At 61.4% G+C, this 22,773-nt stretch carries 23 protein-coding genes; 12 read left to right on the plus strand and 11 right to left on the minus strand.

Annotated features, from left to right (window positions below):
• The first annotated feature begins 254 nt into the window (after positions 1–254).
• From EZI54_RS13675 to EZI54_RS13685, 3 genes are all read left to right on the plus strand, one after another.
• Positions 255–1,034: a peptidoglycan DD-metalloendopeptidase family protein gene (locus EZI54_RS13675; RefSeq protein ID WP_207389216.1), complete on the plus strand. Its 780-nt coding sequence runs from the start codon at positions 255–257 to the stop codon at positions 1,032–1,034.
• Between the two features lie 148 nt (positions 1,035–1,182).
• Positions 1,183–2,181 carry an RNA polymerase sigma factor RpoS gene (rpoS, locus tag EZI54_RS13680; RefSeq protein WP_131482447.1) on the plus strand — a complete coding sequence of 333 codons (999 nt, stop codon included), beginning with the start codon at positions 1,183–1,185 and terminating at the stop codon, positions 2,179–2,181.
• A 226-nt stretch (positions 2,182–2,407) separates the two neighbouring features.
• Positions 2,408–2,974, plus strand: a complete 567-nt coding sequence (locus EZI54_RS13685; protein ID WP_242674466.1) for a chalcone isomerase family protein — start codon at positions 2,408–2,410, stop codon at positions 2,972–2,974.
• Between the two features lie 529 nt (positions 2,975–3,503).
• Here EZI54_RS13685 and nth read toward each other — a convergent pair.
• The 8 genes from nth to metG all read right to left on the minus strand — a co-directional run bounded on the left by nth (position 3,504) and on the right by metG (position 12,098).
• A complete protein-coding gene (nth, locus tag EZI54_RS13690) occupies positions 3,504–4,145 on the minus strand; it encodes an endonuclease III (RefSeq protein WP_131482448.1) in 642 nt (213 codons plus the stop codon).
• 7 nt (positions 4,146–4,152) lie between these two features.
• The gene (locus EZI54_RS13695; RefSeq protein WP_131482449.1) at positions 4,153–4,869 is read right to left on the minus strand and encodes an electron transport complex subunit E; all 717 of its coding nucleotides are present in this window, start codon (positions 4,867–4,869) and stop codon (positions 4,153–4,155) included.
• 1 nt (position 4,870) lies between these two features.
• Complete coding sequence (gene rsxG, locus EZI54_RS13700) at positions 4,871–5,527, minus strand: electron transport complex subunit RsxG (RefSeq protein ID WP_131482450.1); 657 nt, start codon at positions 5,525–5,527, stop codon at positions 4,871–4,873.
• Between the two features lie 11 nt (positions 5,528–5,538).
• Positions 5,539–6,582 (minus strand): electron transport complex subunit RsxD, encoded by a 1,044-nt coding sequence (gene rsxD, locus EZI54_RS13705; RefSeq protein WP_131482451.1) that lies wholly within the window; start codon positions 6,580–6,582, stop codon positions 5,539–5,541.
• Between the two features lie 18 nt (positions 6,583–6,600).
• A complete protein-coding gene (rsxC, locus tag EZI54_RS13710; protein WP_131482452.1) occupies positions 6,601–8,772 on the minus strand; it encodes an electron transport complex subunit RsxC in 2,172 nt (723 codons plus the stop codon).
• Complete coding sequence (rsxB, locus tag EZI54_RS13715) at positions 8,772–9,365, minus strand: electron transport complex subunit RsxB (protein WP_131482453.1); 594 nt, start codon at positions 9,363–9,365, stop codon at positions 8,772–8,774. Before rsxB ends, rsxC begins: the two co-directional genes overlap by 1 nt.
• Positions 9,366–9,378: 13 nt before the next feature.
• The gene (gene rsxA / locus EZI54_RS13720; RefSeq protein ID WP_131482454.1) at positions 9,379–9,960 is read right to left on the minus strand and encodes an electron transport complex subunit RsxA; all 582 of its coding nucleotides are present in this window, start codon (positions 9,958–9,960) and stop codon (positions 9,379–9,381) included.
• Between the two features lie 83 nt (positions 9,961–10,043).
• Positions 10,044–12,098: a methionine--tRNA ligase gene (gene metG / locus EZI54_RS13725; RefSeq protein WP_131482455.1), complete on the minus strand. Its 2,055-nt coding sequence runs from the start codon at positions 12,096–12,098 to the stop codon at positions 10,044–10,046.
• Positions 12,099–12,324: 226 nt separating this feature from the next.
• On the opposite strand from metG, the gene apbC reads away from it, so the two are divergent.
• From apbC to EZI54_RS13745, 4 genes are all read left to right on the plus strand, one after another.
• Complete coding sequence (apbC, locus tag EZI54_RS13730) at positions 12,325–13,422, plus strand: iron-sulfur cluster carrier protein ApbC (RefSeq protein ID WP_131482456.1); 1,098 nt, start codon at positions 12,325–12,327, stop codon at positions 13,420–13,422.
• 144 nt (positions 13,423–13,566) lie between these two features.
• A complete protein-coding gene (gene dcd / locus EZI54_RS13735; protein WP_123635530.1) occupies positions 13,567–14,133 on the plus strand; it encodes a dCTP deaminase in 567 nt (188 codons plus the stop codon).
• Between the two features lie 45 nt (positions 14,134–14,178).
• On the plus strand, positions 14,179–14,784 hold the full coding sequence (locus tag EZI54_RS13740; protein ID WP_131482457.1) for a YjaG family protein: 606 nt from the start codon (positions 14,179–14,181) through the stop codon (positions 14,782–14,784).
• Between the two features lie 12 nt (positions 14,785–14,796).
• A complete protein-coding gene (locus tag EZI54_RS13745) occupies positions 14,797–16,074 on the plus strand; it encodes a valine--pyruvate transaminase (protein WP_131482458.1) in 1,278 nt (425 codons plus the stop codon).
• Here the strand turns inward: EZI54_RS13745 and EZI54_RS13750 are convergent.
• The 3 genes from EZI54_RS13750 to purM all read right to left on the minus strand — a co-directional run bounded on the left by EZI54_RS13750 (position 16,037) and on the right by purM (position 18,686).
• Positions 16,037–16,798, minus strand: a complete 762-nt coding sequence (locus tag EZI54_RS13750) for a DUF3108 domain-containing protein (RefSeq protein WP_131482459.1) — start codon at positions 16,796–16,798, stop codon at positions 16,037–16,039. The two genes, EZI54_RS13745 and EZI54_RS13750, sit on opposite strands and share 38 nt — an antisense overlap.
• A gap of 131 nt (positions 16,799–16,929) precedes the next feature.
• Positions 16,930–17,622, minus strand: coding sequence for a phosphoribosylglycinamide formyltransferase (gene purN / locus EZI54_RS13755; protein WP_242674467.1), 693 nt, complete (start codon positions 17,620–17,622; stop codon positions 16,930–16,932).
• On the minus strand, positions 17,619–18,686 hold the full coding sequence (gene purM / locus EZI54_RS13760) for a phosphoribosylformylglycinamidine cyclo-ligase (RefSeq protein WP_131482460.1): 1,068 nt from the start codon (positions 18,684–18,686) through the stop codon (positions 17,619–17,621). Before purM ends, purN begins: the two co-directional genes overlap by 4 nt.
• A gap of 302 nt (positions 18,687–18,988) precedes the next feature.
• Here purM and EZI54_RS13765 point away from each other — a divergent pair, with 302 nt between their 5' ends.
• Genes EZI54_RS13765 through EZI54_RS13785 form a run of 5 tightly spaced genes read left to right on the plus strand, consistent with a single transcriptional unit; the run spans position 18,989 to position 22,772 of the window.
• Positions 18,989–20,299: a DUF2066 domain-containing protein gene (locus EZI54_RS13765; protein ID WP_131482461.1), complete on the plus strand. Its 1,311-nt coding sequence runs from the start codon at positions 18,989–18,991 to the stop codon at positions 20,297–20,299.
• Positions 20,300–20,317: 18 nt separating this feature from the next.
• Positions 20,318–20,878 carry a CDP-alcohol phosphatidyltransferase family protein gene (locus EZI54_RS13770; protein WP_278248723.1) on the plus strand — a complete coding sequence of 187 codons (561 nt, stop codon included), beginning with the start codon at positions 20,318–20,320 and terminating at the stop codon, positions 20,876–20,878.
• Entirely contained in the window at positions 20,860–21,570 is a 711-nt protein-coding gene (gene hda, locus EZI54_RS13775; RefSeq protein WP_131482463.1) for a DnaA regulatory inactivator Hda, read from the plus strand. The genes EZI54_RS13770 and hda overlap by 19 nt, the downstream gene beginning before the upstream one ends.
• A 53-nt stretch (positions 21,571–21,623) precedes the next feature.
• Positions 21,624–22,415 (plus strand): ParA family protein, encoded by a 792-nt coding sequence (locus tag EZI54_RS13780; protein WP_131482464.1) that lies wholly within the window; start codon positions 21,624–21,626, stop codon positions 22,413–22,415.
• Between the two features lie 15 nt (positions 22,416–22,430).
• Positions 22,431–22,772, plus strand: coding sequence for a YqcC family protein (locus tag EZI54_RS13785; RefSeq protein WP_131482465.1), 342 nt, complete (start codon positions 22,431–22,433; stop codon positions 22,770–22,772).
• Position 22,773 lies beyond the last annotated feature (1 nt).

Raw genomic sequence — 22,773 nt, forward strand, 5'->3', positions numbered from 1 at the left:
CTGTCACAACAAAAGTGTGAACCTGTTACTTTTCGTGTTACCGATCGGAACACCTTTGAAGATTAAGTAACTTTAATTTGTTTAAAAAATATGCAATGAATTAGTGACTTATATTGCATTCTTCAGGGAGTGCACTATTTTTCATACCAATTCGAAATAAAAAAGAAGCTGTTATTTCCGTGAGCTTAGATGGTCGTACAGGTTTTCGGGATCAGAAACCGGCGGTTTCTTTCCTGACGCAGTGTTGCCGCCGTCTGTCCTTCCGGGGTCTGGGCGCCAGCCTGCTTGTCCTGTTTCTGCTCACGGGCTGCAATACCGCGGACATCTACCAGGACGATCGCTACAATCCGCCGGTCTACTGGGGGCAGCATGTGGTCCGCTCCGGGGAAACGCTCTACAGCATCGCCTGGCGCTATGGCCGCGATTATCGCGAACTGGGCAACGCCAATGGCATCAAACCGCCTTACACCATCAAACCCGGCCAAGTGATCCGCCTGGACCTGAGGGGCCACGTCCCTTCCGGGCAGTCCGCATCGCCGTCGCCGACCCGCACCGCCCGCCACTCTGCGCCCCGCCATGCGCCGTCCACCGCATCCAAACCGCGCGTCCAGCGGGCACCTGAGGCCGACAAATCATTGCGTGACCAGACCCAGGTGGTGTCTGATATCCAGTGGCGCTGGCCCAACGTTGGCCCCGTAATTGCAGGATACTCAACGTCGGGAAAAGTCAATAAGGGCATTGATATTTCCGGCAAGCCCGGTGACCCGATCAGGGCAGCCGCCAGTGGTAGCGTGGTCTATGCGGGCAGCGGGTTGTTGGGTTACGGTAACCTGATCATCGTTAATCACAACGAGCACTACCTGAGCGCATACGCTCACAACCGGAAGATATTGGTGCAGGAGGGAGAAAACGTCAGGGCGGGCCAGCTCATTGCCGAAATGGGCAGCAGCGGCGCCAACGCGACGAAGCTGCACTTTGAAATAAGAAAAAACGGCAACCCGGTGGACCCGATGAATTACCTGCCACCGAGGTAGGCGGAACCGCCCGGACTGCTGAAGCTCGCATGTCACATCGCTGAAAAGTAAAGATGTCATAAGCAGTTGAAAAGAACAGCAGGCATCTGTCGAACAACAAGAACTCCGGCAGGTGATAAGAATGGGGTTTAAAGGCGGGGCAAGAACTATGTCAGCAGAGCGTGATGAACTCATTGTTGATCGAGTAGCAGATGTCGAGGATTCAGAAGAAGAAACTCTGACAGTCGACTCCAGTAACGAAGACCAAGACGATGCGCCGTTAACGGACTCGTCCGACCTTTCCAAGGTTTCCGGCCGCTACTACACCAGTCAGAAGCAGTTGGACGCCACCCAGCTTTATCTCAACGAAATCGGTTTTTCTCCACTTCTCACTCCCGAAGAAGAAGTCTACTTTGCACGGCTGGCCCGCAAGGGGCAGGAAGCCGGGCGCAAGCGCATGATCGAGAGTAACCTGCGGCTGGTGGTCAAGATTGCCCGGCGTTACGTCAATCGCGGCCTGACCCTGCTGGACCTGATCGAGGAAGGTAACCTGGGGCTGATCCGCGCGGTCGAGAAATTCGACCCGGAACGGGGCTTCCGGTTTTCCACCTACGCCACCTGGTGGATCCGTCAGACCATCGAGCGCGCTATCATGAACCAGACGCGCACGATCCGGTTGCCGATCCATGTGGTCAAGGAACTCAACCTGTATCTACGCGCCGCACGCGAACTGACCCAGAAGCTGGATCACGAGCCATCCGCGGAGGAAATCGCGCAGATGGTCGACAAGCCGGTGACGGACGTGAAGCGGATGCTCGGGCTGAATGAACGGGTTGCGTCGGTGGATACCCCCATCGGCAGCAGCGGCGAGAAATCGTTGCTGGATACCGTGGCTGACGAGGGCGCCACCGATCCGGCCGATCTGCTGCAGGACACCAACATGCAGGGATGCATCGAGCGTTGGCTGGATCAGCTCAGCGACAAGCAGCAGGAAGTGCTTTCCCGTCGCTTCGGGCTGCGGGGTTACCAGACCAGCACGCTTGAGGAGGTTGGGCAGGAAATCGGCCTGACCCGTGAGCGGGTCCGCCAGATCCAGGTGGAGGCGTTGCGTCGTCTGCGCGAGATTCTGGAGAAGGAAGGTCTGTCCTGCACCATGCTGTTCAAGTAAACGTTCCTACATAGTGTCGTTCGAAAGCCGGTGGCTCCGATGGGGCCACCGGCTTTTTCGTTAGTGGGAAGCCGGTGGCGCGATGGTACGGAGTGCCCATCCCATGCGGCTTTGGCAAATGAGAACCAGGCATCGGTGAGGATTCGACGGCATTGCTAAAATGCAATTGGTCTGGAAAGGCTAAAGTTATAAAATAAATAACAATCAAATGTTTAGGGACATGATGATGAAAAAGGTTACCTCAGCACTGCTGCTCACTCTTGCCCTGGTAGGACCGGCGTCTGCGTTGACCCTGGAAGGCGTCGATGTGCCGGATCACATGAAGGCGGACAGTTCCAACCTGGTGCTCAATGGCGCCGGGGTCCGTTCCAAGTGGTTCCTGGACCTGTACGTCGGGAGCCTGTTTGTGCCCCAGAAACAGTCCGATCCCAAAGCGATTATCGATGCCGATCAGCCCCAGGCCATCCGCCTGGACATCATTTCCGGCATGATCACCAGCGATCGCATGACGGAAGCCACCATGGAAGGCTTTGAGGCTTCCACGGATGGCAACATGGCACCGGTCAAGAAAGAGATCGACCAGTTCATGGGCGTCTTCAAGGACGAGATCAAGGAAGGGGATGTCTTCGATCTGGTGTATGTGCCCAACGAAGGCGTCCAGGTATTCAAGAACGGCACCAGGAAGGACACGATTCCCGGTCTCGAATTCAAGAAGGCGTTGTTCGGCATCTGGCTGTCCGACGAGCCAGCCCAGGAGGACCTGAAAGAGGCGATGTTGGGCAAGGCGGATTAAACCCGACTTGGTCGGATCGGTGATTTGAGAAAGGGAGCCATCTGCGGCTCCCTTTCTTGTTTGGGAGATATGGGTTCGACGGGAGTGGTTTTCCCGAATTGGCAGCCTTGAAGGCTGCTCCGAAGCTGAAAGGGTATTCTAGTAGTCTGTTTTCCAAACATTGTGAGGTCAACTCTCCCTCTCCCCTGGCGGGAGAGGGGGGGCGTCAGGCGCCCTAAAAGTGCCGACAATGATCCCGGCGAGCCTTTCGCCTCGTCCCTCTCTCTCCAAGCATCCGCTCCGCACCCCGGCCCACATCCAGAGGCTGTGGGCGTTCCGGCGGGCGAAGCGATGCTATGCTTCGCTGTTTCCGCCTGCACCCCGCCAGGGGAGAGCGGCTTTAAGCTGCCAACCTTTTGCAAAAGCCTCTTTAGCTTCGGCACCACTAATCTGACCGTTCAGCATCCACGTACCTGGAGCTATTGCAGCACCCTCTATAGCTTCTGAGGCGCCGCCCCTCATCCGGCGGTTCAGCCGGAGAGATCACGGCTCAGTCCAGATATTCCCGCTTATCCTTGAACTCGCACAGATCCTCGATAATGCAGCTCCCACACTTCGGCTTGCGCGCCGTGCAGGTATATCGCCCATGCAGGATCAGCCAGTGATGGGCGTCCTGCAGGTAGGGTTTGGGGACCAGCCGCACCAGCCGCTTTTCCACTTCCAGCACATTTTTCCCCGGTGCAATGCCGGTCCGGTTGGAGACCCGGAAGATGTGGGTGTCCACGGCCATGGTGGGTTGGCCGAAGGCGGTGTTGAGCACCACGTTGGCTGTCTTGCGACCGACGCCGGGCAGGGCTTCGAGTGCTTCCCGGGTTTCCGGCACCACGCTGTTGTGCTGTTCCACCAGCGCCCGACAGGTCTTGATGACATTCTCGGCCTTGCTGTTAAACAGGCCGATGGTCTTGATGTATTCCTTGAGGCCGTCCACGCCAAGCGCCAGGATGGCTTCGGGCGTATTGGCCACCGGGAACAGCTTGGCGGTGGCCTTGTTGACGCCCACATCGGTGGCCTGGGCGGACAGGATGACCGCGATCAGCAACTCGAATGGAGTGCTGTACACCAGCTCCGTGGTGGGATTGGGATTAGCCGCTTTGAGCCGTTCAAAGATCTGTGTCCGTTTTTCCTTGTTCATCAAAGCCTCAGGAGACGTTACCGGTCACGCGAACGCGCTTGCTGCCGGTAGTGACCGGCTGGGTGTCGCGGGCGGCCTGACGTTTGCGGATCTGGCCATCGATGCCGTTCTTCAGGGCGATCAGGAAGCCGAGACCGACAAAGGCGCCCGGCGGGAGGATCATGAACAGCACATTCGCGTAGTCATCGAACACCTGGATTTTCCAGGTGCTGGCGCCTGCGCCAAAGATCAGGTCCATATTGGAAAACAGCGTTCCCTGTCCGATCAGTTCGCGGATACCGCCCAGGACAATCAGTACGGCGAGAAAGCCCGCCCCCATCATGAAGCCGTCGAGTACCGACAACAGAACGGGATTGCGGGAGGCAAACCCGTCGGCGCGTCCGAGAATGGCGCAGTTGGTGACGATCAGCGGGATGAAGATGCCCAGGATTTCGTAGAGCTGGTAGGTGTATGCCTGCATCAGCAGCTCGGCGCAGGTGACGAACGACGCGATGATCATCACGAACGCCGGCAGGCGTACGGAATCGGAAACAAAGTTGCGAATCAGCGAGACCGAGAGATTCGATCCGACCAGGACCAGCAGGGTAGCCAGTCCCAGGCCGATCCCGTTTACCACCGTACCGGTGACGGCCAGCAGGGGGCACAGCCCCAGCACCTGTACCAGTGCCGGGTTGTTGGCCCAGAGGCCGTCCTTGATGATTTCCTTGAGGGTCTTGTTGGCCATATCAGCCTCGATCTCCGTCCGTTGCGCTCATACCCGCCGTCGGGGCGAGCAGGGTGTCACGATGGGCCTGGAAGTAGAGCAGGGCGTTGTGGACAGCGCCCACGACCGCGCGTGGGGTGATCGTCGCGCCGGTGAACTGGTCGAACTGGCCACCGTCCTTGGCCACGGCCCACTGGCTTTTGGCCGTGTTCTCCAGCGACTTGCCGTTGAAGCTGTAGACCCAGCTGGTTTTCTTGGTTTCCACCTTGTCGCCCAGCCCGGGGGTTTCGTGGTGTTGCGTCACGCGGACGCCGAGAACTCGCCCCCCGTCATCAATGCCTACCAGGAGGTGGATGTCGCCGGAGTAACCATTATGGGCCACTGCCGGCAGGATCACCCCCGTGACTGCACCGTCCTTGCGGGCAATGTGCGCTTGCAGGGTTTCGGTCAGACCCAGTTGTTCGTCTGGCCCGACCAGTTGGGTGGCGGCCAGCAGGTCGTTGGTATGCTGCTCTTCCGGGATGATCTGCAGCAGGGCGCCGGCTTCGGCCTTACGGATCTGATCCTGTATGCGGTCCGACGTAAAGGCATGGGTGACCGCAATCGTTCCGGCGGTGATGACCGCGAATAGGGCCAGTCCGACGGCGTTGCGAGTGATCGATTGTCCAAGTGCAGCCATGACTCGTCCTGTTACGCCTGATCGGATTTGACGCGACGGGCCTTCTGGTGGCCGTAGGTGCGCGGTTGGGTGTAGTAGTCGATGAACGGTACGGCGAAATTCATCAGTAGCACGGCAAAGGCCACCGCATCCGGGTAGCTGCCCCAGGTGCGGATGATGTAGAGCAGTATCCCGATACCGGCGCCGTAGACCAGTTTGCCCTTGCGGCTGGTTGCCGCCGTCACCGGGTCCGTCGCAATGAAGAAGGCGCCCAGCATGGTCGCGCCGGACAGCAGGTGGATCGTCAGGGGAGCGTAGCGGTCCGGGTCCCAGCCAAAGGCCAGGCTCATCAGGGACAACGCAGCGAGCAGGCTGACCGGAATGTGCCAGGTGATCAGGCGCAGGGCAATCAGCAGCAGGCCACCGGCCAGGAAGCCAAGGTTTACCCACTCCCAACCCTTCGAGACGAAATCCCCGAACGCCGGATTCTGCAGGACCTGGCTGGACAGATGGGTCTTGATGTCGTGTTTGTAGACATCCAGCGGCGTGGCCATGGTGTAGCCATCGACGGGTTCGGCGCCAGTGAAGTTCAGGGCAATGGTGTGGAGCAGTCCCGGGGTATCGGCACCGAGTCCGGTCGGGCTGGCCCAGTTGGTGGTCATGGCGACCGGGAATGAAACCAGCACCAGTGCATAGCCCACCATTGCGGGATTGAATGGGTTGGAGCCCAGGCCGCCATACAGCTGCTTGGCCAGCAGGATGGCGACGACCACGGCGACGGCGCAGACCCACCAGGGGGCGAACGGCGGCAGCGACAGCCCCAGCAGCAGACCGGTGACCGCTGCCGTGTTGTCCTTCAGGAAAAACGCAACCGGCCGCTTGCGCAGCAGGAGAATGACGCCCTCGGTCAGCAGGGCTAGGGCGACGCAGAATACGGTGTTCACCAGATTGCCCCAGCCAAACCACAGTGTCTGGGCCAACAGGCCGGGAAGCGTGGCCAGGATTACCCAGAACATGACCCGGGAGGTTCTCTGCGGGCCGTGTGCGTGAGGGGATGACAGTCTCAGAAAAGCCATGGGGTGTCTCGTTCTCCGTCAGGACTCGGCGTCCGCTGTCTTTCGGGCATCCGCCAGCGCCTGCTCGGCGCGGGCGACGCGGTCCTGGTTCTTGGCCACGGCACGCTCCAGTTTGTCCACGTTGTCACCGTCGGCCTCGCGGGCTTCCTGCAGCATGCCCTGCATGGTTTCGAGCTTGGCGCGGGCCTTGTCCAGGGCGGCTTCCAGTTCCGGGATATCGGCTGTTGGCGTGGACGGGGCGGGACGCGCGGCGTTCAGGGCCTCTTGCGCGGCCTTAACGCGCTGTTCGTTCTTGGCCACGGCGCGTTCCAGCTTGTCGACGTTATCACCGCCCTCCGAGCGGGCGTCAGCCAGCATGCTGCGCATGGTGTCCAGCTTGGCGGCGGCCTTGTCCACATTGGCCTTGAGCGTGTCCAGGTCCGGCGCCGGAGTCTCCGCAGCCGCGGGTGCTTGCGCCGCATCCAGGGCCGCCTGCGCCGTGGCTACGCGCTCCTCGTTCTTGGCGACCGCCCGCTCCAGCTTCTCGGTGTCGCCACCCTGGTCGCGCGCCTCCTTGAGCAGGCCCTGCATGTTCCGGAGTTTGGCCCGGGCCTTGGTCAGGTTGGCTTCCAGGGTTGCGATATCCGGCGTTTCCGGCGCTGCGGGTGTCTCGGCTTTGGCTTTCATGCCCTTGCGGGCCAGGGCGGCTTCAACAGCAGCGCTGGCGGATTTCTTTGGTGTCTCGGCGGCCGGTTCACGCTTCTCCGCCTGGGCCTTAGCCGCGGCTTCGGCGCGAGCCTTGCGCTTGGCCTCCTTCTCGGCCTGCTCCCGCTCCAGTCTGGCCTGGCGGGCTTCGAAGCGTTCCCGGGCACGGTCGGACTTGATCTGGTCTTCCCTTTGCCGGCGGATCTCGCCCTTGGCGTAGCGGTAGAACTGCACCAGCGGGATCGTGCTGGGGCAGGTGTAGGAGCAGGCGCCGCATTCGATGCAGTCGAACAGGTTGTGCTGCTCGGCTTTCTCGAACTCCTGGGACTGGGCGAACCAGAACAGCTGTTGGGGCAGCAATTCCATGGGGCAGGCTTCGGCGCACATGCCGCAACGGATACAGGGCTGCGCGGGCGGAGGCGCCGGGAATTCGTCCGGAGAGCCGGCAATGATGCAGTTGGTGGTCTTGATCACCGGGACGTCCGGATTCTCAAGGGTGAAGCCCATCATCGGCCCGCCCATGATCAGGCGCTGCGTCCGCGACGCGTCGAAGCTGGCGTGCTCCAGCAGGAAGCGGATCGGCGTACCGATCAGGGTTTCCACGTTACCTTGGTTGGCCAGCCCTTCGCCGGTCAGCGTGGTGATGCGGGAGATCAGGGGTTCGCCGAAACGAACGGCCCGGTAGACCGCTGCGGCCGTACCCACGTTCTGGCACATCACGCCGATATCCGCAGGAATGCCGCCGTGAGGCACTTCCAGGCCGGTGAGCAACTGGATCAGCTGTTTTTCCCCGCCCGAGGGGTATTTGGTAGGAACGACCGCGACCTCGATGCGCGTACCCGCCACGGCCTGCTTCAGCGCCTCGATGGCTTCCGGCTTGTTGTCCTCGATGCCGATAACACACTCTTCCGGCTCCAGGATAAACGCCATGATTTCCAGCCCGCGCACGATGTCGATGGCGCGGGTCCGCATCAGCATGTCGTCGGCGGTGATGTAGGGCTCGCACTCGGTCCCGTTGAGAATCAGGGTGCGGACCTTATCGTCCCGGGGTGGGTACAGCTTGATCTCGGTGGGAAAGCCAGCGCCGCCCATCCCGGCAATGCCGGCCCGGCGGATCCGTGCCAGCAGGGCCGGTGCCGATTCGTTGTGATAGTCCTCGAGCGGTTCCAGGTCGGTCCACTGTTCCTCGCCATCCGGGCGCAGGACCACGCACCAATCGGTCATGCCGGAGGGGTGGGGCACCGGATGCGGGACGATACCTTCAATCGTGCCGGATGTGGGCGCATGCACGGCGACGCTGACGCGGCCCTGCGGCTCGGCAAGCATCTGGCCTTTCAGGATCCGGTCGCCGGTACCGACCAGGGTCTGGGACGGCGCACCGATGTGTTGCTGGAGCGGAATATAGAGCGCATCCGGCAGCGGCAGTGTCCGGATCGGCGTTGCCGTGGACTGGTGCTTGTTCTCGGGCGGGTGGATCCCGCCGGGGAAGTCCCAGATCTTGCGCATCAGGACATCACCTCGGTCCGGTCGCTGGCGATCACCCGATCCTTCGCCCGGTTCAGCTCCGGACGCTCCCAGTTCCAGGAGCGGATGGTGGTGGGTACGGGCACCATGTCGATGCAGTCCACCGGGCAGGGCTCGACACACAGGTCGCAGCCGGTGCATTCGCTCTCGATCACCGTATGCATATGCTTGGCCGCGCCCAGGATGGCGTCGACCGGACAGGCCTGGATGCACTTGGTGCAGCCGATGCATTCGTCTTCACGGATGATGGCGACGCGCTTGCCCTGGTCCACGCCATGCTCGGCATCCAGGGGTTCCGGTTCCACATCCAGCAGGTCGGCCAGGGCGTGGATGGTGGCTTCACCGCCTGGAGGGCACTTGTTGATGGCGTCGCCGTTGGCGATGGATTCGGCGTAGGGGCGGCAGCCGGGAAAGCCGCATTGACCGCACTGGGTCTGGGGCAGTAGTGCATCGATCTGGTCGATAATGGGGTTGCCTTCGACCTTGAAACGCTCGGCGGCAAAGCCCAGCAGGCCGCCAAAGATCAGGGACAGGACGACGAGCGCACCGATGGCAATAAGAATGCTGGTCCACATGGTGATGACTCCGTCAGATGCTTACCAGCCCGGTGAAACCGAGGAAGGCCAATGACATCAGACCGGCGGTCACCATGCCAATGGCAGCACCCCGGAAAGCGAACGGCACGTCGGCCACCGCGATCCGTTCGCGCATGGCGGCGAACAGGACCAGGACCAGTGAAAAGCCCAGTGCCGCACCGAGCCCGTAAAGTACGGACTCGATGAAGTTGTTGTTGCGGTTGAGATTGAGCAGCGCCACGCCCAGAACCGCGCAGTTGGTGGTGATCAGCGGCAGGAAGATGCCTAGCACCCGGTAGAGCAGCGGGCTTGTCTTGCGCACCACCATCTCGGTGAACTGGACGACGACTGCAATCACCAGGATAAAGGTGATGGTCTTTAGGAACGCCAGGTTCAGCGGTGCCAGCAGGTAGGTGTAGACCAGGTAGCTGCAAACCGAGGAGAGGGTCAGCACGAAGGTGGTGGCCAACGACATGCCCATGGCGGTTTCCAGCTTGTTGGATACCCCCATGAACGGGCACAGGCCCAGGAATTGAACCAGCACAAAGTTGTTGACCAGAATCGTGCTGACCAGGATCAGCAGGTAGTCTGTCATGCGATCTCTCTCCGCGCGCCTTGGTGGCGTTTTCTGCCGGGGGATCGTCGTGCGATGCCCCCTTATTCCGGGTTCCAGGCCGGTTACATCACCCGCTGACCCGGTTGGGCGCCGGAATCCGGTGACAGGATGAAGATATCCTTGCCACCCGGACCCGCGGCCAGGACCATGCCTTCCGACATGCCAAACTTCATCTTGCGCGGCTTCAGGTTGGCGACCATGACCGTCAGCCGGCCTTCCAGCTCTTCCGGTTTGTAGGCGGACTTGATGCCGGCGAACACGTTGCGTTGGTTGTCGCCGATATCGAGCGTCAGGCGCAGCAGCTTGTCGGCGCCATCCACATGCTCGGCCTTGACGATCTTCGCCACGCGCAGGTCGACCTTGGCAAAGGCGTCGAAATCGATCTCGTCCGCCAGCGGTTCAACCCCGTCGGCCCTGCTGTCAGCCGGCTTGGTGGCCCTGTCGCCGGTGGCCGCAGGCAGCTCTTCCTTCGAGGCCTCCAGCATGGCGTCGATCTGCTTCATCTCCACCCGGCTCATCAGCGGTTTGAACTTGTTGATGGCGTGGTTTTCCAGCAACCGGTCGCGGCCGTTCCAGTCCAGTCTGGCGTTGAGGAACGCTTCCGCGGCCTCCGCGGTGGCCGGCAGGATCGGCGCCAGGTAGGTCATCAGCAGCCGGAACATGTTGAGGGCGTTGGTGGAGATCGCCTGTACGTCTGCGGCGCGCTCGGCGTCCTTGATCAGGACCCAGGGCTCCTCGTCGTTGACGTACTGGTTGGCGATGTCCGCCAGTTCCATGATCCGGCGCATGGCGCGACCGAATTCACGGCCTTCGTAGTGCCCGGCAATCTCGTCGCCGGCCTTGATGAACTCGGCGAGTTTTTCGGTCTCGGTAACCTGGCCCAACTGACCGTCGAACTTCTTGGTGACAAAGCCGGCGGTGCGGCTGGCGATGTTCACCACCTTGCCCACCAGATCGGAATTCACACGCTGCGCAAAGTCCTCGAGGTTGAGGTCCATGTCGTCCACATTGCTGGTCAGCTTGGTGGCGAAGTAGTAGCGCAGGTATTCCGGATTCAGGTGATCCAGGTAGGTCCGCGCCATGATGAAGGTGCCGCGGGACTTGGACATCTTCTTGCCGTTTACGGTGATAAAACCGTGGGCATAGACCGCGGAAGGCGTGCGATAACCGGCACTGTGCAGCATGGACGGCCAGAACAGGGCGTGGAAGTTGATGATGTCCTTGCCGATGAAGTGGTACACCTCGGCAGTGGAGTCGGCCTTCCAGAAATGATCGAAGTCCAGGTCGTCGCGGCGCTCGCACAGGTTCTTGAAGCTAGCCAGGTAGCCGATCGGCGCGTCCAGCCAGACGTAGAAATACTTGCCCGGTGCATCGGGGATTTCGAAGCCAAAGTAAGGGGCATCCCGGCTGATGTCCCACTCCTGCAGGCCGGCATCCAGCCACTCGGCCAGCTTGTTGGCTACCTGGGGCTGCAGGGTGCCGCTACGGGTCCACTCGCGCAGGAAGTCGGCAAACTCCGGCAGCCGGAAGAAGTAATGCTCGGATTCCTTTTCGATCGGGGTGGCGCCGGAAACGGCCGAGCGCGGATTGATCAGCTCCGCCGGGGTGTAGGTGGCACCACAGACTTCGCAGTTGTCACCGTACTGGTCCTCGGACTTGCACTTCGGGCAGGTGCCCTTGATGAAGCGGTCCGCCAGGAACATTTCCTTCTCGGGGTCGTAGGACTGGGTGATGTTCCGGGTCGCGATGTGGTTGTTTTTCTTCAGTTGTTCATAGATGTAGGAAGAGAACTCGCGGTTTTCCGGCGAATGCGTGCTGTAATAGTTGTCGAAATGGATCAGGAACCCGCTGAAATCCTGCTGGTGTTCCTGGTTGATCCGTTCGATCAGCGCTTCCGGGGTGATGCCCTCGCGCTCGGCCCGCAGCATGATGGCGGTGCCGTGGGCGTCGTCGGCACACACGTAGACGCAGTTGTTGCCCCGCATGTTCTGGTAGCGCACCCAGATGTCGGTCTGGATATATTCCAGCAGGTGACCCAGGTGGATCGGCCCGTTGGCATAGGGCAGGGCGCTCGTGACCAGGATGTCGCGCTTGGACTGTGCGTTGGCTTGCGTCATTTGATGTCCCAAACGTTGATCGGGTATGAAGTGGCTCCGGCGGATGCCGGAATTTCGGGCCCCGAATAATACCGTTACGGTGGGATTTTTTCATCCCGTTTATTGCGGCTTACCTTTGTGCGACACAGCCATGTGCAACGGTTCAGTGTTTGTGGTGGCTGTGGTTAAATAGCCCTACTGTAATAACATAGTATTTTACTCAGGTAATGCCCGCTTGGAGACGGATATGAGCGAAATTTCCCGTGATGCTGTCGATGCCGCGATCCGCGAGTATCGTGACCCCTACCTGGATCAGGATCTGTTTGCACTCGACGCGGTTAAATCCGTTGCGATTGAGGGGGGCAGGGTCACGGTCGATGTCGAGCTGACTTATCCGTCGGAAGGCATCGCCGGCGCCTTGCGTCAGCTGGTTGGCCATGCCATTGAGAGCGTGCCGGGCGTCGGCGAGGCGACTGTGAACACCCATCAGACCATTCGCGCCTATCAGGCACAGAAGGAGCTGCAATCTATCGCCGGTGTGAAGAACATCATTGCGGTGGCTTCCGGCAAAGGCGGCGTGGGGAAATCCACAACGGCAGTGAACCTGGCGCTGGCGCTGAGCCTGGAAGGCTGCCGGGTGGGTATTCTGGATGCGGATATCTACGGTCCCAGCGTGGGTATGATGCTGGGACTGCCGGAAGGCACACGGCCGCGGACCCGCGACAACAAATGGTTCATTCCGGTCCCGGCCCACGGTATCGAGGCCATGTCCATGGCTTTCCTGGTCACCGACAAGACGCCGATGGTCTGGCGCGGTCCCATGGTCAGTGGGGCGGTTCAGCAACTGCTGACCCAGACCCAGTGGAACGACCTGGACTACCTGATCGTCGACATGCCGCCCGGTACTGGCGACATCCAGCTCACCATGGCGCAGAAGGTGCCGGTTACCGGGGCGGTGATCGTGACCACGCCGCAGGACATCGCGTTGCTGGACTGCAAGAAAGGCATCGAGATGTTCCGCAAGGTGGATATTCCGGTGCTGGGCGTGATCGAGAACATGAGCGTGCACATCTGCAGCAACTGTGGGCACCACGAGCCGCTGTTCGGCGAGGGCGGCGGCCAGCGCGTTGCCGAAGACTATGACACCGAGCTTTTGGGCCAGTTGCCGCTGCATATGACCATCCGCGAGCAGACCGACAGCGGCCAGCCTTCGGTGATTGCCGAACCGGATTCCGAAGTGGCCCGAACCTATCGGGATGCGGCCCGTCGCATGGGGGCCCTGTTGTCCCGCCGGGAGCGTAACCTGGCGTCGCCGATCCCCAGCATTTCGATCAGCGACGACTGAGCGGACAGCTCCCGGCAAACGACCCACCGAAATGCTGGCGCCGCTTTGTTTTAAGCGGCGCCAGGCGTTACCATAGCGACCTTTGTGATCGCGCAGCCCGGCCGGGTCCTGCGCACGCCCAGTTTCCCGTACGAGAACCAGACGATGACGATTAAATCCGATAAGTGGATCCGGCGCATGGCGCAGGAACACGGCATGATCGAGCCCTTCGAGCACGATCAGGTGCGCGAGTCCTCCAAGGGGCGTGTCATTTCCTACGGCACCTCCAGTTACGGCTACGATGTTCGCTGCAGCAACGAGTTCAAGATTTTCACCAACGTCCACTCGGCCACGGTGGATCCCAAGAATTTCGACGACGACAGCTTCGTCAACGTGACCAGCGACGTCTGTATCATTCCGCCCAACTCGTTCGCCCTGGCGCGGACCGTGGAGTACTTCCGGATTCCGCGCAATGTCCTGACCGTCTGCCTGGGCAAGTCCACATACGCGCGCTGCGGTATCATCGTCAACGTCACTCCGCTGGAACCGGAGTGGGAAGGCCAGGTCACGCTGGAGTTTTCCAACACCACCAACCTGCCGGCGAAGATCTACGCCAACGAAGGGGTGGCCCAGATGCTGTTCTTCGAATCCGATGAGGTGTGCGACACCAGCTATCGGGATCGGGGCGGCAAGTACCAGGGGCAGCGTGGCGTCACCCTGCCGCGGACCTGACCGGGCCCGGAGTATGGCGGTGTCCTTGTTGACGGAGAAACGCTCGTGAACGCCAACCAGTTTATCAAGGCCCTGGAGCAACTGCGGGGATGGCGCGAATTCGTCTTCATCCTGGCGCTGGCCGAGCGTGGGTTTCCCAACTATGTGCTGTTCGACGACGCCATTGGCGCCAAGCACGCGGCCAAGATGCGGCTGCTGCTGGATCAGGCCTGGGACATGCTCCAGGAGAAGAATGTCGACGCCCGGGTGACCCAGGCGCTGGCGCGACTGGAGAACCTGGCGCCGGATCCCGACGCCTACGACATGTACGGCGTCTATCCGGCCGACGATTTCTGCAAGCTGCTGGAGCAGGCTCTGTTGAACCGCCTGAACAGCACCAAACAGCGTGCCCTTGAGGCTTCCCAGTGGGTCACCGCAACCGTGGCCCAGTTCATCGAGATGGCCGAGGGCGAGGATCTGGATGAGGATGCGCTGGTTCGACTGCTCGACAGGCATGAGCTGATGAAAGCGGACAAGCTGTTCCAGCGGGATTTGCTGCTGTCCCTGAAGAAGCAGCGGGTGCCGACCGAGACGTTCGTGGCCTCGATAAAAGAGGAGGCGGCCAATGGCGGCGTGAGCAACCTGGGGATTGCGTTGGACGATGATGAGTAACGGGAGCCGTTCATGAAACTCTCCGCATTCGGTCGCAAGTTCACGGCTGAAGCCGGGATCACGTCGCTGATGGACGATCTGGGGAATGCCCTGGCGTCTGGTGACGACATGATCATGATGGGCGGTGGCAACCCGGGCCACGTGCCGGCCATCCAGGACCGGTTGCGGGACATCCTGAAATCCCTGACCGAAGACGATGAGGCATTCCGCCGCCTCGTGGGTGTCTACGATCCGCCCCAGGGTGAGAAGCAGTTCATCAGCGCGCTGGCGGACCTGCTGAACAGGGAGTACGGCTGGGGGCTCACACCCGGGAACATCGCCCTGACCAACGGCAGCCAGGCGGCGTTCTTCATGCTGTTCAACATGTTCGGCGGGGACGATGGCGAGGGCCACCAGCGTCATATCCTGCTGCCATTGGCGCCGGAATATATTGGTTATGCGGACGCGGGTTTGGGGCATGACCTGTTCCGGGCGGTCAAGCCGGAGATCACCGAAACCGGGTCCCACGAGTTCAAGTACCGGGTGGATTTCGACGCCCTGAGTGTGACCGATGAAACCGGTGCCATCTGTGTTTCTCGCCCGACCAACCCGACCGGCAATGTGGTCACCGATGAGGAAATGGCGCGCCTGGAGGCGCTGGCGGTCCAGCATGATGTGCCGCTGATCGTCGACGGCGCCTATGGTACGCCGTTTCCCAGCCTGTTGTTCGTCGACGCCACGCCGCGCTGGAACGACCAGATCATTCTCTGCCTGAGTCTGTCCAAGCTCGGCCTGCCGGCAGCCCGCACCGGCATCGTCATTGCCAGCGAACCGGTGATCCGGGCGCTGTCGGGTATCAACGCGATCATGAACCTCGCCACCGGCAGCTTCGGTGCCATGCTGGCCGAGCCGTTGGTGCGCAGTGGAGAGATCCTGTCCCTGAGCCGTGATGTGGTGTGCCCGTTCTACCGGGCCAAGATGCAGAAGGCTGTCGCCGTATTGCACGACAAGCTGGGAGATCGCTGCCCCTGGTCCGTACACAAGCCAGAGGGCGCGATGTTCCTGTGGTTATGGTTCCCGGATCTGCCGGTCAGCAGTCTGGAACTCTATGAGCGCCTGAAACAGCGGGGCGTGCTGGTGGTGTCCGGGCACTATTTCTTCCCGGGACTGGCGGACGATGACTGGCGCCATCGCCATGAGTGCCTGCGCGTGACCTATTCCCAGGACGATGACCGGGTCGCGGAGGGGTTGGCGATCATTGCCGATGAGGTGCTCAGGATTTGGTCTGAATCCGGATCGGATCGCCGTTGACGGTCGCTTCTTCCAGGTGGATCTCGTAGCGGGTCCCGTCGGGTTCGATCTGGATCAGTCGCACCAGTAGGTAATTCCAGTCCGGGGCAAACCACATTAGGGTTTTGCGCTTGCTGTCGGGCGCCCGCACCTTCTCCACCTTGATCGTGTTCACGTTGCCGAACTTGCCGTTCAGGGTTTCTTCTCCCAGCACGGCGAAGGTGTCTTCGTCGATCCGGTTCTTGTCGACGATCTTATAGTGCATCTCCTGTTCGCCATCCCTCACGTCCTGCTGCAACTGGAGCTGGAAGCTCAAGGGATCCAGCGCGCCGCGCGGGAACGCCACATCCACCTCCCGGCCCTCGTAGTTGCCGGTGGCCTGGTGGGCGGCCCAGTTAAAGTCGATGGCCCGGTGGCGGTCCGGAATCATCATACCTTCCAGGGCATAGCGGTAGATCGATGGCTGGGCATGGCCGCTGATCCAGTTCAGGCGTGAGCTTTCATTGATGTCGGCAATAAAGGACTTCACCTGAAAGTTGTACAGCCAGCTTCCATCGTCCTGTTTGGTGAGGGTGCGGGTGGCTGAGCCCTTGAAGGGAATCCCCTTGTCCAGGGTAGCCCGATAGGTGGCCGAGTAGGGGAGTAGGCCCGGTTGTGGCTCACCGGCGGCCAGGGCCGGTGCGGCCGCCAGCAGGAACAGGGCGGCCAGCTTTCCGAAAATAACGAGTCGAAGCAGTGCGTGCATGAATCTGTCGTCCGGAGTCGTCAATGACGCGGGGACCGGTTGGTGCGGTTCCTGGCCGGTCCGGGTTTATTCCAAAACTAGAGTATGCGGTAGCAGCCCGCAACCGCATTTCCGTGACGTTGAATTAATGCCTACTGGTAGGCGTCGGCCGGCAGGCTCAGTACCTGTGGAAGTGGGCTTCCGTCGAACAGCACTTCATCGTTGCCCAATGCAATTCTCCCTTCGCAGAACCAGCGCAGGATGATGGGATAGAGCACGTGCTCGCGGGCCTTGACCCGGGCCGCCAGGGTGTCGGCGGTGTCGTTCTCCAGGACCGGCACTTCCGCCCGGGCAATGACGGGGCCGCCGTCGAGCTCTTCGGTCACGAAATGGACCGACGTGCCGTGAGTCGCGTCACCCGCATCCAGGGCCCGCTGGTGCGTGTTCAGGCCCTGGTATTTCGGCAGCAGCGATGGGTGGATGTTGATCAGGCGGCCGCGGAAATGGCGCACGAAATCTTCGGTCAGTATGCGCATGAAGCCGGCCAGGACGATGGCGTCCGGGTTCAGTGCTTCCAGTTTGCGAAGCAGGTCCGCATCGAAACTGGCCCGATCCCTGTACGTGGTGTGATCGACCACAAAGGTTTCGATGCCGGCCTGCTCGGCCCGCTGTAGGCCGGCGGCATCCGGCCGGTTGGAGCCCACGGCCACGATACGCCCGGGATGGCCCGGCGCACGGGTGGATTCGATCAGGGCCTGCAGGTTGCTGCCGGTGCCGGAAATCAGGACGACGATGCGCGGTTCCAGCGGGTTGTCGTTGCCGGATGGGTCCATGGCTGCATTCATGAGCGGGCGGCACCGGGGCGGTAGACGACGCGATCGGTCTCGCCGGCATCCTTGGCCGGGTGTTCGATGTGGCCCAGGCGCCAGGCGGTCTCGCCCAGGCCGGTCAGGGTGTCGAGCGCATCCTGTGCCTGGTCGGCGGGCACGCAGATCACCATGCCGATACCGCAGTTGAAGGTGCGGTACATTTCACGGTCTTCCACGTTGCCGGCGTCCTTCAGCCACTGGAAGACCGGCGGCAGGGTCCAGCTCTCGGTATCGACAACGGCGACTGTGCCGTCCGGCAATACGCGGGGAATGTTTTCCGGCAGGCCGCCGCCGGTGATGTGGGCCATGGCCCGCACGCCGACGGTCTTGATCAGCTTCAGCAGGTTCTTGACGTAGATCCGGGTGGGTTCCATCAGGGCGTTGCCCAGGGTGGTATCGCCCATCGCCATGTCCAGGTCGGCGCCGCTGACGTCAATGATCTTGCGGATCAGGGAGTAGCCATTGGAGTGGGGGCCGGAGGACCCCAGGGCGATCAGGGCATCGCCGGCCCTGACGTTCAGGCCGTCGATAATCTCATTGCGTTCGACGATGCCCACGCAGAAGCCGGCCAGGTCGTAATCGTCACCTTCGTACATCCCGGGCATTTCGGCGGTCTCGCCACCCACCAGGGCGCAACCGGCCAGCTCGCAACCCCGGCCGATGCCATCCACGACGTCGGCGGCCACGTCAACGTTGAGTTTGCCGGTGGCGTAATAGTCGAGGAACATCAACGGCTCAGCGCCGCCGACGATCAGATCGTTGACGCACATGGCCACCAGGTCGATGCCGATGGTGTCGTGACGGCCCAGTTGCATCGCCAGACGCAGCTTGGTGCCGACGCCGTCGGTACCGGACACCAGGATCGGCTCCTTGTAGCCGGAGGGTAGGGCCACCATGGCGCCAAAACCACCCAGGCCACCCAGGACTTCCGGGCGACGTGTCCGCGAGGCGGTGTGTTTGATGCGCTCCACGAGCGCATTGCCGGCGTCGATATCCACACCGGCATCGCGGTAGGTGAGTCCGGTTTTCTGGTCGGTCATGATGTGTGCTGCCCTGATCAGGAAAAAGGGCGGCAATTTTAGCAGGTGGCGGGGGCCGGTCCAATGCCTGGAGGGTGATATGACGGAAAGCCGAAACCGGCCCACCGTGGCGCGATTAAAAAATGGAGAGGCGACCGGTCCGCGGCTCGCTACTCAGTGCCGGGACCTTGGTGTATCCTATGCGCCAATCAAGCCAAGGAACGTCTGGAAAAGTCCTTGCGGCGACGCGTTGCGGTGCAATGCACCGGGTGCTTCATCGACGATCCGGGTTTTTCAGCGTTTCCCAAACAGCAGGGTGATTAATGAAGTCAGCAGCGATGTCACAGCTCAGGATGATGCTCCTGTTGCTCGTGGTGATCATGCCCGGCATGGCGTCAGCGGTGACGGTGGAAGGGCTGTACCAGGTCCAGGTCCCGGTGGCCGATACGTCTCCAGCGTCCCAGCAGGCCGCCTACGCCGAAGGGTTGAAGCAGGTGCTCGCGCGTGTCGCCGGTAACCCGGATGTCCTGCAAAGCGATCAGGTGGATGCGCTGCTGGGCAAGGCCGAATCCCTGGTCCAGGCCTATCAGTACCAGACATCGCCGGAGGGCAATGACGTCCTCACCATTACCTACGGCGCCGTAGCGGTCAACCGGGCCCTGGCCAATATGCAGGTTCCGGTTTGGGGGGCCAACCGGCCGCTGACCCTGGGGTGGGTTGCGGTGGACTCCGGTCGCGATCGCTGGGTGCTGACGTCGGACGATAACGGTCTCGACGCCCATGGGCGGTGGTCGCGGGCGTTCCGGGAGGCGGCGGTCCAGCGTGGCCTGCCATTTGCGCTGCCGCCGTCGGAAGTGCGGGACCAGCGAGATCTGACGTCGGATATCCGGGGGCAGTTCATGGACAGCATACGGACGTCGTCATCCGCGTACCCGCATAACCTGATCAGTGTGGTGAATGTCAGTCGTCGGGGCCCCGGCTGGGAGGCGAACTGGCGTCTTGACGGTCCTGCTTTCAGTGAAACCGGTGAAGTGCGCGACGCGGCCTCCTCCGAAGCGCTGGCGACGGCCGTGGTCGATGCCTGGGCCAACCTGCTGGCAGCCCGCTATTCGGTGGAAGCCGGCAAGGTTTCCGATGCGCAGCGGGTGGACCTGAAAGTCGAGAACATCCAGTCCGTCGAGGATTACGGTCATGTACTGACGTCGCTTCAGCACATGACGCCGGTCGTCTCCGCCGGGCCGGTTCAGGCTGCCGGTGACGTGGCCACCCTGCGCGTGTCCTTCTCCGGCGAGCTGTCGGTCCTGAAGGAGTACATCGCCCTGGATCACCGTTTCCAGCCGGTGGAAGCGGAGCGCCAGACGATTGGTGTCCAGGGCAAGGTATCGGCCTCCGGATCGAACACGGCTGCGACCGCCCCTGTACCGGCTGACCGTGAGGAATCGACCGGTGCGGGTGATGAGCCATCTGCTTCGCCCGACGCGGCAGCCCGTGTCGTAGGGGCCCTGGCCTACCGTCCGGTGGAGACTGAGGGAGACGCCGCGACGGTTGAGAGCGAGCAATCGTTCGAGTCCCTGTATCCGGTCCTGCGGTATCGCTGGGTCGGCAATGGCTCGCCGGTTGGTGCGGCCGAGTAACCGCTACTGGAGTCGCAGGTGACCGAAGCCAATCGCTGGCGCTGGATTCCCAACGCATTGACCTTCATCCGGGTGTTGTTGATCATGCCGTTTGCGTTGGCCCTGTACGAGGAGCGGTACGGGGTCGCGCTGATGGTGTTTCTGGTCGCAGCGCTTTCGGACGGGGTCGATGGCTTCCTGGCGCGTCATTTCAACTGGAAATCCCGGTTGGGGGCGATCGCCGATCCGCTGGCGGACAAGGCGCTGTTGATTACGGCCTACCTGATACTGACGTTGACCGGTGTTTTGCCGGTCTGGCTGTTTGCGCTGGTGCTGGGACGGGACCTGCTCATCGTCGGCGGCGCCCTGGCCTATCATTTCTTCATCGGCCGCTTCGATATGGCCCCCAGTGGGTTGGGTAAGCTCAATACCCTGATCCAGATCCTGGTGGTCCTGGCCATTGTCATCTACCTGGCGGGTCTGCCGATGCCGCCCTGGGTCATCCCCGGGGGAATCCGGCTGGTCGCCGCGATGGCGCTGGTGAGCGGTCTTCACTACATCTTCGTCTGGGCGCGTCGTGCATGGTTGACAACACACTAGACGGTTCACAGCTAACACTTGGCGTCCGTCTACATGACGATGCCACCTTCGCCAACTTCCTGGGGCAGAAGAACGCCCTGGCGGCGGAGAAGCTCAAAGCCTTGTCAGAAGATGCCAATCTTCCGGTTGTCGTGGTCTGCGGCGACAGTGGGACTGGCAAGAGCCACCTGTTACAGGCAGTCTGCCACCACGCCGAGCGCAGTGGGCTTTCGGCCCTGTGCCTGAATCTCCAGGAACTGCTGCCGCTGGGGCCGGATGTGCTGCAGGGCATGGAGTCCTTCGAACGCGTCTGCCTGGACGATATCGAGGCCGTTGCCGGTGATGTGCACTGGGAGGAGGCGCTGTTCCACCTCTTCAACCGGATGCTGGATAACGGCCACCAGTTGATCCTGAGCGCCGTTGAGCCGCCGGCCCGTCTTGCCATTGGTCTGCGTGATCTGGCATCGCGCTTGCAGCACGGTATCGTGCTGCAGTTGGCCCTGCCGCGAGACGAGGATCGTCTGTTAATCCTGGGCACCCGCGCCGAACGGCGGGGTCTCGTGCTGCCGGAGGACGTCAGCCGATTCATCCTGAGACGGGCATCGCGTCATACCGGTGAATTACTGGCTATCCTTGAGCGCCTCGACGAGAGCTCGTTAAGGGAGCAGCGGCGTCTGACGATTCCGTTCGTCAAATCCGTGATGGGCTGGTAGTTCCGTGGTGGCCCATTTTTACAGGCCAACAACAGAAGGGAATGGACATCATCATGAGACGAGTCGTTTTCAACCAGAAAGGCGGGGTCGGCAAGTCCAGCATTACCTGTAACCTGGCGGCCATCGCCGCTGCGGAAGGGCAGCGCACCCTGGTGGTGGACCTGGATCCGCAGGGTAATTCAACCCAGTATCTGTTAGGCAAGCCTGCGGCGGAACTGCGCGATACGGTGGCCGACCTGCTGGAGCAGACCGTGTCGTTTTCGGTGTTCAACCGTCGTCCGGACGAATTCGTCCACGCCACGCCGTTCCCCAACCTGTTCGTGATGCCGTCCAGTCCCGAACTGGATTTCCTTGAGCGCAAGCTGGAAGCCAAGCACAAGATCTACAAACTGCGGGAAGCCCTCAAGAAGCTGGGCGAGAATTTCGACACCATCTACATCGATACGGCCCCCGCGCTGGATTTCTACACGCGTTCGGCCCTGATCGCCGCGCAGCGCTGCCTGATCCCGTTCGATTGCGACGATTTCTCCCGGCAGGCCCTCTACAGCATTCTCGGGGAGATCCAGGATCTGCAGGAAGACCACAACCCGGACCTGCTGGTTGAGGGCATTATCGCCAACCAGTTCCAGCCGCGGGCCTCACTGCCGCGAAAACTGGTGCAGGAACTGGTCGAGGAAGGGCTGCCCATCCTTTCCGTTCGACTCTCTTCATCGGTTAAAATGAGGGAGTCGCATCAGGCGCGTCAGCCGTTGGTTCATCTTGCACCTAAGCACAACCTGACTCGCCAGTACGTGGATCTCTATCGCCTTCTCAACGGTGAGAAGGTGGACGTTGAACCCCTCTAGGGGCGGGAGTGAAGGTTGGCCCAGACAAACGATGAACAGGTCACTTACATCGCTGATGGCTTATTGGCGATCGAGGTGGAGTTACGCCGCCTGGACTACTGGGAGCATGAACCGCCCGAACCGGAGGCCCTGCAGAGCTCGCAGCCATTCTGTGTCGATACGCTGACGTTCACGCAATGGCTTCAGTTTATCTTCCTGCCAAGGATGAAGGACCTGATCGAAGAGGAGAGGGCGCTGCCTGCGGTTTCGGGCATTGCTCCGATGGCGGAGGAGTTCTTTCGCCAGGAACCGGTGTCCGGCCGTATCGTCATCAACGAGCTGGCACGCATAGACGCCCTGCTGTCCGGGGATGCCTGAG

It is taken from the genome of Marinobacter halodurans (genome assembly GCF_004327985.1).
GTDB classification, from domain to species: domain Bacteria; phylum Pseudomonadota; class Gammaproteobacteria; order Pseudomonadales; family Oleiphilaceae; genus Marinobacter_A; species Marinobacter_A halodurans.

Bases quoted from the DNA above. Each gene is read 5' to 3' on its own strand.
- apbC (WP_131482456.1), top strand. From the start codon at position 12,325: ATGAGCGAAATTTCCCGTGATGCTGTCGATGCCGCGATCCGCGAGTAT.
- rsxD (WP_131482451.1), bottom strand. From the start codon at position 6,582: ATGGCTTTTCTGAGACTGTCATCCCCTCACGCACACGGCCCGCAGAGA.
- EZI54_RS13685 (WP_242674466.1), top strand. From the start codon at position 2,408: ATGAAAAAGGTTACCTCAGCACTGCTGCTCACTCTTGCCCTGGTAGGA.
- metG (WP_131482455.1), bottom strand. From the start codon at position 12,098: ATGACGCAAGCCAACGCACAGTCCAAGCGCGACATCCTGGTCACGAGC.
- dcd (WP_123635530.1), top strand. From the start codon at position 13,567: ATGACGATTAAATCCGATAAGTGGATCCGGCGCATGGCGCAGGAACAC.
- purN (WP_242674467.1), bottom strand. From the start codon at position 17,622: ATGAATGCAGCCATGGACCCATCCGGCAACGACAACCCGCTGGAACCG.
- rsxB (WP_131482453.1), bottom strand. From the start codon at position 9,365: ATGTGGACCAGCATTCTTATTGCCATCGGTGCGCTCGTCGTCCTGTCC.
- rsxC (WP_131482452.1), bottom strand. From the start codon at position 8,772: ATGCGCAAGATCTGGGACTTCCCCGGCGGGATCCACCCGCCCGAGAAC.
- EZI54_RS13765 (WP_131482461.1), top strand. From the start codon at position 18,989: ATGAAGTCAGCAGCGATGTCACAGCTCAGGATGATGCTCCTGTTGCTC.
- hda (WP_131482463.1), top strand. From the start codon at position 20,860: ATGGTTGACAACACACTAGACGGTTCACAGCTAACACTTGGCGTCCGT.
- rpoS (WP_131482447.1), top strand. From the start codon at position 1,183: ATGTCAGCAGAGCGTGATGAACTCATTGTTGATCGAGTAGCAGATGTC.
- nth (WP_131482448.1), bottom strand. From the start codon at position 4,145: ATGAACAAGGAAAAACGGACACAGATCTTTGAACGGCTCAAAGCGGCT.
- EZI54_RS13750 (WP_131482459.1), bottom strand. From the start codon at position 16,798: ATGCACGCACTGCTTCGACTCGTTATTTTCGGAAAGCTGGCCGCCCTG.
- rsxG (WP_131482450.1), bottom strand. From the start codon at position 5,527: ATGGCTGCACTTGGACAATCGATCACTCGCAACGCCGTCGGACTGGCC.
- rsxA (WP_131482454.1), bottom strand. From the start codon at position 9,960: ATGACAGACTACCTGCTGATCCTGGTCAGCACGATTCTGGTCAACAAC.
- EZI54_RS13695 (WP_131482449.1), bottom strand. From the start codon at position 4,869: ATGGCCAACAAGACCCTCAAGGAAATCATCAAGGACGGCCTCTGGGCC.
- purM (WP_131482460.1), bottom strand. From the start codon at position 18,686: ATGACCGACCAGAAAACCGGACTCACCTACCGCGATGCCGGTGTGGAT.
- EZI54_RS13780 (WP_131482464.1), top strand. From the start codon at position 21,624: ATGAGACGAGTCGTTTTCAACCAGAAAGGCGGGGTCGGCAAGTCCAGC.
- EZI54_RS13745 (WP_131482458.1), top strand. From the start codon at position 14,797: ATGAAACTCTCCGCATTCGGTCGCAAGTTCACGGCTGAAGCCGGGATC.